9 protein-coding genes are annotated in these 13482 nt (G+C 32.9%); 2 read left to right on the top strand and 7 right to left on the bottom strand.

The window, feature by feature from the left end; all coding sequences use genetic code 11:
- Positions 1 to 32: 32 nt before the first annotated feature.
- The 3 genes from JFL43_RS01320 to JFL43_RS01330 form a co-directional block, all read right to left on the bottom strand.
- Positions 33 to 1514, bottom strand: a complete 1482-nt coding sequence (locus JFL43_RS01320) for a helix-turn-helix domain-containing protein (protein WP_325166620.1) — start codon at positions 1512 to 1514, stop codon at positions 33 to 35.
- 953 nt (positions 1515 to 2467) lie between these two features.
- On the bottom strand, positions 2468 to 3238 hold the full coding sequence (locus JFL43_RS01325; protein ID WP_200747597.1) for a class I SAM-dependent DNA methyltransferase: 771 nt from the start codon (positions 3236 to 3238) through the stop codon (positions 2468 to 2470).
- A 158-nt stretch (positions 3239 to 3396) separates the two neighbouring features.
- The gene (locus JFL43_RS01330; RefSeq protein WP_200747598.1) at positions 3397 to 4533 is read right to left on the bottom strand and encodes a C40 family peptidase; all 1137 of its coding nucleotides are present in this window, start codon (positions 4531 to 4533) and stop codon (positions 3397 to 3399) included.
- A gap of 525 nt (positions 4534 to 5058) precedes the next feature.
- Here JFL43_RS01330 and JFL43_RS01335 point away from each other — a divergent pair.
- Positions 5059 to 6444 carry an FAD-binding oxidoreductase gene (locus tag JFL43_RS01335; RefSeq protein WP_200747599.1) on the top strand — a complete coding sequence of 462 codons (1386 nt, stop codon included), beginning with the start codon at positions 5059 to 5061 and terminating at the stop codon, positions 6442 to 6444.
- A gap of 233 nt (positions 6445 to 6677) precedes the next feature.
- Positions 6678 to 7652: a bile acid:sodium symporter family protein gene (locus JFL43_RS01340; RefSeq protein ID WP_200747600.1), complete on the top strand. Its 975-nt coding sequence runs from the start codon at positions 6678 to 6680 to the stop codon at positions 7650 to 7652.
- Between the two features lie 252 nt (positions 7653 to 7904).
- On the opposite strand, the gene JFL43_RS01345 is transcribed toward JFL43_RS01340, so the two are convergent.
- The 4 genes from JFL43_RS01345 to JFL43_RS01360 form a co-directional block, all read right to left on the bottom strand.
- A complete protein-coding gene (locus JFL43_RS01345) occupies positions 7905 to 10217 on the bottom strand; it encodes a glycoside hydrolase (RefSeq protein ID WP_200747601.1) in 2313 nt (770 codons plus the stop codon).
- Positions 10218 to 10253: 36 nt separating this feature from the next.
- Positions 10254 to 11534, bottom strand: a complete 1281-nt coding sequence (locus JFL43_RS01350) for a sensor histidine kinase (RefSeq protein ID WP_200747602.1) — start codon at positions 11532 to 11534, stop codon at positions 10254 to 10256.
- Positions 11535 to 11616: 82 nt separating this feature from the next.
- Complete coding sequence (locus JFL43_RS01355) at positions 11617 to 12264, bottom strand: response regulator transcription factor (RefSeq protein ID WP_200747603.1); 648 nt, start codon at positions 12262 to 12264, stop codon at positions 11617 to 11619.
- Positions 12265 to 12435: 171 nt separating this feature from the next.
- Positions 12436 to 13272 (bottom strand): metallophosphoesterase, encoded by an 837-nt coding sequence (locus JFL43_RS01360; RefSeq protein WP_200747604.1) that lies wholly within the window; start codon positions 13270 to 13272, stop codon positions 12436 to 12438.
- Between the last annotated feature and the right edge of the window lie 210 nt (positions 13273 to 13482).

The raw sequence follows: 13482 nt of genomic DNA on the forward strand, positions 1-13482 counted from the left end.
ACTCTAAAAATTTAGAATTAATGGAATGATCATTACTGATAGGGGTATATCATTTCATTTTCCACGCCTAGTTTCTCCAAAACGAAAGTTTTGATAAAGTGTTCTATCTCCTGTAGTTCTGATGGAGAAGGACAAGAAGAAAGTTGAATTAGAGGGATTTGAAACTCTCCAATTGAATTTATATCAGTATTTATTATTAAGTCAAACTCATTATTTGTAATTAGATGCTCTAAACCCATATAATCTAGATTTGTGATTTCTAATTGCTTTTTAAAGTTGAAATTCAGCAATTCTTTAATATAATCTTGTTCACTATAAGATTGACATATTAATGCCACTTTTATTTTTGTGTGCATTAATTTCCTTAATATAGCCGCATTTAATAATAAGAAGATTTCTAACATCTCTAATCTTCCTATTGTTATTGAGGGACTTAGTTTCAATTTTGAAATAACATCCTCAATCATTTTGAATAGAGGGTTTGACTCAAAGTAGGGTAAAAAGTTTATTAATGAATTCCCCTTAATGGCAGCACCTAGTTGAGAATCAATAGAAATTCTTTTAGCGATCTGGTACAACTGGTATATCAATGTATCATCTTCAGAAAATTCAAACTTAAAATGAGAAGAAATGTCCTTTAAAAAATCAAATAATTGATCTTTTTCTTTCATCCATTTAGTTCGTATATAGTTAATCTCTACAGAACGATTAGGTGGTTTTTCCTCACTCATGATACATATAGCAAAATAAACAATTTCTTGAAGCTGATTATTTCTATTTGAACATTTAGCCAAATGCTTATATGTTAATAATTTGCCCATTTCAAAGTATTTGGTCTTATATATATCATTGGATATTATTTTATCAAAATTCATATTATAGCCTTGTTTGATACGTATATTAGAAATTTGTAAAGTTAATGCCAACCTTTGATAGGCTCCAGTGTGTAAAAAAATAGAAAAGCTATTTGTGAGTTCTATTATTTTAGTTTTAAATTCTTCAATATTAAAACTTTTATTATTTCCGTTACTATGAGCATTTCCCATTATTTCTAGATATTCTATCATCAAACCTCTTATTTTGATTTCATCTCCGATTAGTTTATAAGGACTAGACGATAGAGTAACTCCAGTATTCTGAAGCATTTGTTTAATATCTTTTATATGCCTGTAAGCTGTTGATCTACTTAAATGTATTATCGTTGTTATATCATTTATTGTTACGCCGTCATTATAAAACAATAATTTTAGCGTCTTATAATAAGTGTTTTGCTCATTAAAATGTGATAATAGTGTTTTAAGTGCCCCATTTTCAGGTTTTGTTAATTTAATGCCCTTACTATCACTCTTTTCAATCATCCAGCCCTCTGGTAATTTGGTTTCTAAAAACACAATATCTCTAGAAAGTGTACTTCTTGAATACCCTGTTTTTTGCGACAAATCCATTAAACTAAACCATTTATCCTCACTATATAAATAGTAAATTAATTCTGAAAAACGATCATATAATTTAATCCTTTCTCACCTCTAAGTTAAAAACATTATTTTTATTAAATTTCCCCACGTCTTGACTTATGTTAAAAATATGCCCTAACTTCAATAACTTCCGTTGATTCTTCAAAAATTTAGAGTGCAATTTTAAAGGCAGAACTATCCAAAAATATCCTCATATCCCAAGATTATTGGTATATAAAAATATTTTTTTATTTTCTAATACCAAAAAAGAAAATTTGCGTGCCATAAATGAAATATTTAATCCATTTGTTGCAATATTTTTAACATGTGAGTATATCGTCATTTTTGAATAGATTTTATCAATTAGAATAATAGTACTATAACTTTGGTTCATTGTTTCGATTTATTTTCTATCTAAGATTTTATTTGTACGATCCACGAATACCATTTATCATACTTTTCAATTAATTAGTCTGTCTATTTCAAAGAAAAGGTCACTATTATGTAACGACTTACATTTATGTAGAAGGTGAAATTAAGGTAAATGGTCGTTTCTTATGAATTACTCCTTTCCACAAATAATTGTTCGCCTTTTGCTACCCAGTAGTTTTCTATTGCTTTTTCCCTGTATAATCTCCTCTTTTTTTAGATTATAGTTTTTTAAAAGTATATAAATTTCATTATTGAATAGCTGAATCCCTAAATAAAAATTATTATTTCCAAATAATGTCTGAAATTTTGCTCGATCTTTTTTTATCTGCATTTGTTTATGTACCTAATTCATTAATTCATGAACTTGGCGAAAAACTAATGTTGATCATCCACTCATTATAGACATAAAAAGAAGGCATCCAATAATTACTTCTGGAAGCCTTCTTTTCCGAATTTAAAATCTTTAGAAATTATATCGCTTAGTGGTAGTTGTTACAAGAAAACTATCAACTGTTTTATAGATATGCGAAGTATTTATTACAAATCCTTACTGTCTAATGAATACCATTGTCTCTATACATTTAATCTCTAAGACAACAATGCACGACCATTGAAGTACTGTCTCTATCAAATTTCGTTTTATTCCACGAACCAAATATCTCGACTAATTCGAAATCATGTGAATTTAGCAGTCTTTCTAATTCTAATGGAAATGTATAGCGTAACGAAATGGAATCTTTTTTTGAATCGATTAACTTTTCATTTTTAATAATTTCACTTGTAGTAGTACAATGTAAAACTTGTGTGTGATGGTCGTATTCTTCATGATGTTTTTCTATAACGAGCTGATTATATTTATTTATAAATTTCTCTTCCGTTTCATCGACAACAGCCAGTTCATGCAAAATAGGATTACGTGTATCAAATATAAAAGTTCCTTTTGGTTGTAAGTGTTCCTTTACAGATGTAAACAAATCATCTTGACTTTCATTTGTCAAAAAGTGTTGAAAAGAATTACCTGTCATAAATATAAACGGTGATTTGATGGGTAAACTTAACTTTGTACAATCCTGTTGTAAAAATTGAATATATAAATTTTCTGTTTCAGCCTTCTTTTTAGCATGATTTAACATGCCATTATGAATATCTACACCATACATTTCAAATCCTAGTTTTGCCATCGGAATTGTCAAACGTCCTGTACCACATGCTAGATCGATAATTGGTTCATTCATATGTGCAGCATACTCTAAAATTAATTTCAAATCTTGCTGATAATGACTATACTGTTCATCATATTTTTTTGGATCAGTGTATTTTTCTAAATTACCTTCAAAAATATTTAAAGACATATAAACTTCTCCTCTTTTCAAAAAATCTTTAGTTGAATAGAAATAGTCTCCCAACTCATTTCGCACTAGTATTTTCCAGACAAAAACAGCTTGTTAAATTTTTAGAATCTAACAAGCTGTTTTATAAACTTTACTATTAACGATTACCTTTTTGTAAATTATTGTACGCGCGCTGCACTTGAGAACATAGATGGATTGTAAGATGCAATTTTAACGACATCACCTGTTTGTGGTGCATGTAACCATTGACCATTCCCGATATACATACCAACGTGGTAAGCTGGGCTACCGAAAAACACTAAGTCGCCTGCTTGTACATCATTTGGTGAAACACGAGTACCTGTGTTTTGTTGTTGACTAGACGTTCTTGGAAGGCTAATGCCTACAGAACTGTACACATATTGCATCAAACCTGAGCAGTCAAATCCTGATGGTGAAGTCCCCCCCCATACATATGGCACGCCAAGGAAGTTTTTCGCATAACTAATGACACCTGATGCATCGCCGCCTGTTGGTTTTTGGTTCGTTAAGTTTAGAACATCTTTTTGGTTTGATGTTTTTGTAATATTAGGTGCTACCGCAGCTAATTGCACTGGCTTTGTAGCCTCACTTGCTGCTGCCTTTTCGGCTTCTATAACAGCTTTTTCGGCACGTTTTTGAGCGGCTTTTGCTGCTCTCTTAGCTGCTTTTTCTTCTTTAATTGTTTTTTTCGTAGCTTCTAATTTTTTCTCAATCTTCTTTTTATCTTTTTTAATTTGTTTCATTTCTTTAGCTAAATCTTTTTTATCCTCTATCAGCTCTTCATTTACTTTTGTTAATGATGTCTTTGACTCGATTAACTTGTCTTCTTTTTCATTTAGTTCTGTCATTAATGACTCATCACTATTTAAAATTTGAGAAACAGCTGTCGTACGATCGATGAAGTCGGATATCCCATCAGATGAAAGGACGATATCTGCATATAACATAATTGTGCTTTTGTTTTCGCCTTGAATAGCTCTTAAACGTTCCTCATATAATGCTTTACGCAAATCATGTTCTGTTTGCGTTTGTTTAATTTCTTTTTTCGTTTGGTCAATTTTTTCGTTTGATCTTTTAATTTTTTTAGTTAGTTGGTCCACATTATCCATTGCTTCGATAATATTGTTATCAAGTTTTTGGATTTTTTGTTCAAGCTTTGCGGCTTTATGTTCAGCTTTTGTTTGAGTTGAAGGACTAGCGAAGGAAGGGCTAGTTTGTAATAATGCAACCGATAATATCGTTAGTGCCAATACGTTTCTAAATATCTTCTTCATTAAATATCATCTACTTTTCTATGTAATATATGGATATAATGCTATGTTTTTCCCAGTTGGCTAAACTTTAGTTTATCCTTTTGTAATTCAAAAAACAATATCTCTTAGTATACTGTAATATAAATGTAATGTATTAAACGAGGTATTTGTCTATTTTAATAGCAGGCGCGTCGATTAACCAATTTTAACCATTACTATTAAAGTGGTAGATTGATTTCCTCTACGGGATGCTCCCTTTCCTAGGGCAAGCACCCTCCGCTACAATCAACTAAAACATGTAGTAACATACGTTAATATTGAACATAAAAAAACATTTTAACGGCAAATAACAACCTAATATTCAACTTATCAACACACCTTTTTAATAGATTAGTTTCTAATATATATTCCCTTGAAATGTTATTATCCAATTTTTTTCTTGCTTAATATTTTGGCCATATTATAATAAATTCTATTACAGTTAGAATAGTCAGAGAATAATAAAAATTAAGGATTCTTATAAAACATTAAGTGAGGCGAATTGAAATGACCGTAGCAGTCAATACCATTGTAGAATCATTAAAACAATTCCTTGACGGAGATCAAATATCTACCAATGAGACCATTAGAGAACTTCACGGACAAGATGAATCATATCATGAGGCTTGTCTTCCAGATATCGTTGTATTTCCTAAAACGAAAGAACAAGTATGCAATATTATGAAGCTTGCCAATACGCTGGTTGTGCCAGTTGTACCTTTCGGCCGCGGTTCTAGCTTAGAGGGACATGTTATCCCTTATAAAAATGGTATTACAATCGACTTTTCTTTAATGGATAAAATTTTAGAAATTCGTGAAGAAGATTTGCTTGTAAAAGTACAACCCGGCGTTACAAGAATGCAATTAAATAAAGAACTAAAAAAATACGGCTTGTTTTTCTCCGTTGATCCAGGTGCAGATGCCTCCTTAGGTGGTATGGCTGCGACGAATGCCAGTGGAACTACCGCTGTACGATACGGCGTAATGCGTGATCAAGTACGTGACTTAGAGGTTGTTTTAGCCGATGGTAGGATCATTAATACCGGTAATTTAGCTGCGAAATCTTCATCAGGTTACCATCTAAACGGCTTGTTTGTCGGCTCTGAAGGTACGCTTGGCTGCTTTACAGAACTAACATTAAAAGTTTATGGTATCCCTGAATTTGAAATTGCTGCCCGCGCTGTTTTCCCAACTGTTGAAAATGCGATTGCTGCCGTTACTTCTATATTACAAGTCGGCATTCCAATTGCCCGTGTTGAATTAGTTGATGAAGAATCGATTCGCCAAGTAAATCATTATAGTGATATGGATTATGCTGAAAAACCAACCCTATTTATCGAGTTCCATGGTAATGAAGCGGGCTTGATACAAGATGTTGCCTTTACTCGTGAGATTATGGAGGATAATGGCTGCGTGGAAGTACAGTTCGAAACGGATAATGCCGCTCGTCACAAGCTTTGGGAAGCTCGACACAACCTAGCATATGCTTACACACATGGTCACCCTGGGAAAAAACAAATGGTAACAGACGTCTGCGTAGCCATTTCCGATTTAGCAGATGCTGTTCGTTTTGCACGAGAACAGCTCAATTCGGCGAATCTACCAGGTGGTATATTAGGGCATGTTGGTGACGGTAACTTCCACGCACTTGTCATGATTGATATGAAAAATGTCGAAGAAGTAAAAAGAGCAGATGACTTCAATGAATCAATCGTACAATTTGCATTAGATCGTAACGGTACTTGTACTGGCGAACATGGTGTTGGTGTCGGCAAACAAAAATACCAAGCAAAAGAACACGGTGAAGCTTTTCATGTCATGGAAACGATTAAAATCGCACTAGATCCAAAGAATATCTTGAATCCGGGTAAGATTGTTCGTATGGGAGAATAAGTAGTAGTAATGCCCATCCCCGTTTCTTCTAATTATGAAGAACGGGATTTTCTATTTTTTCAATAATTCTCTTGTAAAATATATAATAAGCATTATAATAAAATAAATTATCAGAATAATATTAATTTTTAATTAATTTAAAACTGTTTTAAGATACATATTTCTTTCATAATGCTTAGACTCTACCCTATTTTAATTATTACAAGAAAGATTCAGAAAGGATGTATATTCATATGAAAACGCTCGAAACTATCAGCTCTTTTGTTGGCAAATATTTTGCTGTGTGGGTAATGCTTATTGCAGTATCCGCCTATTTATTCCCAACGCCCTTTTTAGGTCTTGGCAGTTATATCACACTATTACTTGGTATTGTTATGTTTGGTATGGGACTTACACTAAAGGCAAGTGACTTCAAATTAGTTCTTACAAGACCCTTGTCTGTCCTTATAGGGATCATAGCACAATTTACGATTATGCCTCTTACAGCTTTGGCCATCGCTTACATTTTACAATTACCTGCTGAATTAGCTGCTGGTCTTGTATTATTAGGATCAGTTCCTGGAGGCACTTCTTCTAATGTAATGGTATATTTGGCAAAAGGGAACGTTCCATTATCAATTACAATGACTTCTGTTTCTACATTACTCGCACCCATTTTGACACCGTTATTATTATTACTGTTAGCTGGTCAATGGATGCCTGTAGATGCAAAATCGATGTTTATGTCAATTATCCAAGTCATTATTGTACCAATTGCTTTAGGTATACTTATTCGTAAATTTCTGCCGACTGTTGTTGATAAAAGCATTTCAATTGTGCCATTAATCTCAGTTGTAGCTATCATCATTATTGTGGCAGCAGTTGTTTCTGGTAACCAAGGAAAAATTGCTTCTGCTGGTTTACTTGTATTCTTAGCTGTATTTTTACACAACGGGGCTGGATTACTACTAGGTTACTACGCAGGAAAATTATGCGGTCTTTCTTTACAAGATCAACGTGCCATCTCTATAGAAGTAGGAATGCAAAACTCAGGTTTAGGTGTAGCACTTGCTGCTGCTCACTTTGGTCCATTAGCTGCCCTACCAAGTACGTTTGGTGCTGTGTGGCATAATATTTCGGGACCAATCCTTGCGACATATTGGTCAAGACGTCCAGTCAACGAGGTGACTGTTGAAAAGGTCACTTCCAAAGTGGCACAAAAGGCGTAATTACAATTGAAGAAAAAGCATAAACCTACTCTGTATTATTAAAGACAAGTAATTATACTTGAGATTGATTGACTCATGGCTTATTTCTAAAATAAACATACTAAATCCCCATCTGAATGTACAGATGGGGATTTAGTATGTTTTAGGTATCTTTTTTAAGACACGACAAGTTATTGTTGAGTAGCCAACTAAGGTCTTTACTATTCAAGTAAATTGTTTAATAGAATATGATTGGTTACAATGTGGTGACTGTTACAATTGCCTTTTTGGTGTATAGATGGTTTTACTATTTCCATCAATAATTAACAATGATTTCTCTGGTATTGTCTCGCCTTGAACGATAAATTCATCTTCTGAAAAATTTGCTATTACACTCAATGTTTCACCATAATTAGTCATTTGAATTAGTCTATCATCTGATAAAATTTTAAAATCTGTCATTTCTTCCTTTATAGCTTTTTTGCTAAAATTTGACCATACCTTAGAATGGTTTATTATTGTTTCTTTGTGCTTTTCCCACTCGTGTTTATCTATATGATATAAAGGCGGTACATTGTAAAGTATTTCATACAACATTCTATTTGTTATTTCATCTTCTATTTTCAGAGTTCCCCATCCCCACCAATAAGTCGTGATTACTGAATCATTGTAAACCAGTTTATACAATGGGATGGTGTAGTTTGAATCTAAAAATAGCTTCTTGTACTTATCCTTTACAGGGATTTGTTTAGAAAACAGCTCGGGAACTCCGCCAGTACTCGAATAGTATCTTCCTACATAATAATTACTCTCTTTATTTTTGCCCATATCCTCATCCATCCAGGAAAACGATGGCGTTTCTATTCCATGTGCAAAAGCAATCGTTTTGTTAGCAAAATCATTTCCGCCTTCAGTTCCAACTACCATACCCCATTCTTTTTGCAGATACTCCATTCTTTTAATTCTAGCTAAGGTATCTTCCTCTTCAGTAGTAACATGTTCTGGTGAATAGTCATCAAAGATTTCCCCAGTGCCATCTGTATCTAAAAACCATGAGTTAAATGTTACACCAGTATTTAAAATCGAAGTTACTCTTTCTTTTACACTAGGCATAGCTAGCGTCGGATTTAACTTTCTACCTAAACCTTGGAATCCTTCGATTTTACTTCCATCTTTATTAGTTACAGTTGCATGCTCAAAAAGTGAAGTATCCTTAAACTTAGCTGTTTCCCACTGCTCTTTACCTGGTTCATGTATTGAATGATACGAATCATAGGTACCTATTAGATATCCCAGATTTTCTGCTTCTTTTACTAACTCTGGTTTAATGAATCCTTCTTGCCAGTCATCCAAACCAATCCACATATTTTCTAACCCCGATTGCTTCATATCCATTATCACATCTACAGTATTTGCGTCTGCCCACCGCTCTATTGGGTCAACTACATTACCAAGTATGCTTTTTAATAACCTCTTATTTAGGTCAATCAATTCCACAGGGTTTAAATTGTCTACTCCCTTACTTAATATCTTTTGAGTTGCTTTATCTGGTTCAGTAAATATTTTTGGATTATAGAATTCTTTTAGCTGCATTACGGCACTTAAGCTTTTTACTAATCTATTTTTATTATATTTATCTACATAATCAAAGGTATTTAAATCATCATAGACGGATGCAAGTTCTGATCCATCTTCAATTTTAGTTATTAATAACTCTTGGATCCATAATTGCAGTTTTTCAGGGAAACTGCCTCTCAGTTTTGCCCATTTTATATTTTCCTCTGAAATCACAGTTCTGTCCCAAAAATAAGCATGAGGTGCACCGTAAAGTTTTTCGATATTACTATTTTCTTCAGCCTTCTCCTTCATGGATTTGAAGTCACCTTGTTCAACCAAATAATTTTTATAAGTTTTTGCAACATGTACTGAATTTTTTTTTGTTAAATATATTCTAAAGCCATATTCCTTCTGTTTATTAATAGATGGAAACTCATGATTAAAAGTAAACTCAATATCTTTTTTTGTATTGAAAGCAATTTCATTATTATAAGGATTTTTAATAATATATACTAACGAATACTCACTTTTATCAACTGCAAAAAACTGCATGGAGAAAGCCTCAATCACCTTCATTTTTTCTTCGCTTAAATAATCTTTCCAGATAGAATCATCACTTGGAATATACTTCCCTTGATTTAATGGGAGCATATATCCATCGCCCTTCACGTTCGGCCATGAAAACATATTTTCGTTATCTTTGTTGGATTTAATGGTTACATCTACATACTTATCTGTTTTTTCGATATCCACATCGATTTCTTTCTCTAAATAGGTCCAGCTAATGTTATCTCCACTGTCTTTTAAATTTGAAACTTCCATTTTCTCCAGTGGTTCCGATGCTCTTTCAGTAATTCCATTAGACTCCACCTTAAGCGCTAATGTTTCTGGATCCACACTAAATTTAAAATCTAAATTATCTATTTTTGAATCGACCTCTTTGTTTGGATTGTTTTTGTCGTTCACACATCCCGTAAGAACACTAGTTACAATTGTTGCAATTAACACGATTGATATTATTTTTTTCATGTATCACACCTCCATAACTAGACTAACTCGGGTGTGTTACGCGAATGTGACAAAAAACTCTAACCTATTATTTTTTAATTCAAACCCAAAATCCAAATGATGATTTTCCAAAATAGTCTTGATAATAGGTAAGCCCAAACCTGTTCCAGAAAGCTCCTTACTTCTTGATTTTTCTAATACATAAAAAGGTCTCCATATATTTTCTAAATCACTTTCTTCAATTTCACCAACCCCGTTAGCAACGGTAAGCTTTACAATATTATTTTTTTTCGTTAAAGCAATATCTATATTTTTGTCATTGGTATACTTAATGGCATTGGTAATTAGATTATCGAGTACAACATCTATTCCATCTTTTTCTGCATGAATAATATATTCCTTACCCGCATCAAAATTCAATAATAAATTAACATGGTTTTCCTGCAATATTAGCGTGTATTTCCCTGTAATATCAGCAAGCCTTTTGCCTAAATCAAAAGTGGATTTGTTTAAAGAGTTGCTTTCTAATTGTGTCCAAAACAAAAGCTTCTCTATTAATGCGTTCATTTTTTCAATCTGTTCTTCAATTGTATATCTATATGTGCCATCATCTAAGCCGTCCGATATTCCTTGTTCATATATTTTCACTAATGATAATGGCGTTTTTAACTCATGGGAGATATCTGACATTAAATCTTTCAAACGTTTATTTTGACTATTGATTTCATCATGTGCTTTTTCTAGGTTTTCACTCATAATGTTTATGCTCTTGGCAAGCTCCCCTACCTCATCATTGGTTTTAATCTCTTCTTTCCTAAAATTTAAATTAGCTATATCTTGAGACAAAGTTTTCAAAGATTCTAATGGTCTTGTAATTTTTTTCGATATAACCACCACTAAAAAAACAATTAAAATGACTGAAATGGTCATCAAAAGTATATTAAATCTATTCATTATGACGATCGCTTCTTCCATATGTGGTAATGGCAAACCTATGGCAATAATATTATTATCTATTTTTATAAATTTAGTCAAAACTTTATATTTACTTACCCCTTGGTCGTATATCTTATTAACGCTTCTCTCCTGCAACGTATTTAACGAATTCTCAGTAATCCAAAATTTGTTTAGCTTTATTTTTTTTCTGTCAAATTCGGATATTATTCTTTCGTTAATTTGATTCAAATTTCCACTTGTGTCTGAATACACAATCGTTACGGCGTATTTCTCTTCTATCTCTTTCAAATCGCTTAAAAGATTCTTTTTAGGTACGCTGAGTATATCGCTAGCTACTTTATCTAAAATCTTTCTTTGCTCATAAATGTAATATCTGTCCACTAAGAAGATATTCACAATTATTGAGAAGATAAAAATACAAATGACAACGGATGATATGCCAATTGAAAACTTACTCCTGATTTTAATCTTCCTCCACCTCCAGGCAATACCCAATGCCTCTATAGGTTTTTATCATATCATCACCAATTTTGGTTCTTAATCTTCGGATGTGAGTATCTACAGTTCTATGATCCCCTTCATAATCCATGCCCCAAACTAAATTAATAAGCTTATCCCTCGATAAAATAACACCTCTATTTTTAATGAAGAAAAGCAGCAATTCATATTCTATCTTTGTAAGTTGTATCGGTTCTTTGTGCTTATATGCTTTTTTTTCATTCTCTTTAATCATAATATCTCTCACCTTAATTTCTTCACTTAAATTCATTAGCTTTTTAACTCTTAGGATTAATACCCTTGGATCAAATGGCTTCTTTATATATTCATCTGCTCCATTATGTAAGGCCTTTATTTCATCTTCATTTTGACCTTTTGCTGTTAATATTAGAACTTTGGTTTGACTGTTTTCTTTTATATATTTACATACTTCTATTCCATCAACTTTTGGCATCATCCAATCTAAAATTGCTAATTCAATCTTAGTTGTTTCAAATATACTCAATGCTTCCTGTCCATCTTTAGCCTCTAGAATATGAAAGCCTTCCTCTTTTAAATAGACTGAAAGTATTTTAACCATGTGTGGTTCATCATCTGCGATTAGAATATTCATTTCCTGTTCTCCCTTCCGATTAATATACTTGCTGAGCAGAATCCTTAGTTTCCGGAGAATTTTTAGATATATAGATAAGCGCCAAATGATACCCCCGCGAATAGTTGGGCATTATTTGACGCTTACCTTTTAAAAGTCATTTTTACTACAAACGCATCTTATTTTGGGTAATCATAGAGTTATATTAAACACCGATATTTCTGAAGGGTTCAAAAACCGAATAGGTATCCTCGTAGTACCTATTCCGCTATTTACGTAAAGATACTTGTGTATGCCAAGCTGATATAGTCCTTTGGTGTATTTCTTTGCTAGTGGAGGCGTAATTAGAGGGCCAATGAATGGTACATCGACCTGCCCTCCATGACTATGCCCAGCAAGCGCCAAATCAATATTGTCATACCCTACTTCTTCCACAAGGTCCGGCTGGTGTAATATAAGAAGATTAGTTCCTTGACTATCAACACCTGAATACGCTTTTTGAACGTCTGGATTTCCGAGCATCGCGTCATCCAACCCTATAATATTTACTACTTTTCCATTTTCAAGCTCTATTTTGCTGCTATCGTTTGTAAGTAGCTTAAATTTTGATTCTCTCATAATATCTTCATAAAACCTTACTCCACCGCCTCCGCGGTCATGATTTCCCCAAACTGCATAATTTCCATATCTACTACTTAGTTTACCCAATATCTCACTAATTTTCGACCTATCCTCGAACTGCGATGGTACATCCATAAGATCTCCCGTAAAAGCTATTACATCAGGTTCAAGTCCATTGATTCTGTCTACAAGTTTCCCCAGCTGCTCTAGTGAATAATTTGGACCTAAATGGACATCTGAAAATTGTACTACCCTTATAGTATCCTCTCCTCCCACTATAAGCTCAAGATCATATTCCTTTGTAATAAGACGGTTCGGCTCTATTTTAAATGAATAAGTAACTATTCCCGCTACTGCTATGTTTAAGACAATCAGGCTTTTAATAATTCTAAAAATTAATCTCTTCATTTTCCCACTACCATTCTAACGTAAATTATTAACATCTATCTAAGGTCTATTACATAAAATATTTCATAGTCATTTGTGTCACAAGCCGCACAAAGCAGCCAGAGCAGGTTTTCATGAATATAGAATTCTTTCAGTTGCATTGCAGTACCAAGCTTTTTACTATCCTGTTTTCAGTGGACTTATTTACATAGACAAAGTCATTATGATTTT

The organism is Viridibacillus soli, assembly GCF_016612995.1.
GTDB lineage: Bacteria > Bacillota > Bacilli > Bacillales_A > Planococcaceae > Viridibacillus > Viridibacillus soli.

Excerpts from the sequence above, each read along its gene's own strand:
- JFL43_RS01340 (WP_200747600.1), top strand. The coding sequence starts at position 6,678 with ATGAAAACGCTCGAAACTATCAGCTCTTTTGTTGGCAAATATTTTGCT.
- JFL43_RS01360 (WP_200747604.1), bottom strand. The coding sequence starts at position 13,272 with ATGAAGAGATTAATTTTTAGAATTATTAAAAGCCTGATTGTCTTAAAC.
- JFL43_RS01325 (WP_200747597.1), bottom strand. The coding sequence starts at position 3,238 with ATGTCTTTAAATATTTTTGAAGGTAATTTAGAAAAATACACTGATCCA.
- JFL43_RS01345 (WP_200747601.1), bottom strand. The coding sequence starts at position 10,217 with ATGAAAAAAATAATATCAATCGTGTTAATTGCAACAATTGTAACTAGT.
- JFL43_RS01335 (WP_200747599.1), top strand. The coding sequence starts at position 5,059 with ATGACCGTAGCAGTCAATACCATTGTAGAATCATTAAAACAATTCCTT.
- JFL43_RS01355 (WP_200747603.1), bottom strand. The coding sequence starts at position 12,264 with ATGAATATTCTAATCGCAGATGATGAACCACACATGGTTAAAATACTT.
- JFL43_RS01330 (WP_200747598.1), bottom strand. The coding sequence starts at position 4,533 with ATGAAGAAGATATTTAGAAACGTATTGGCACTAACGATATTATCGGTT.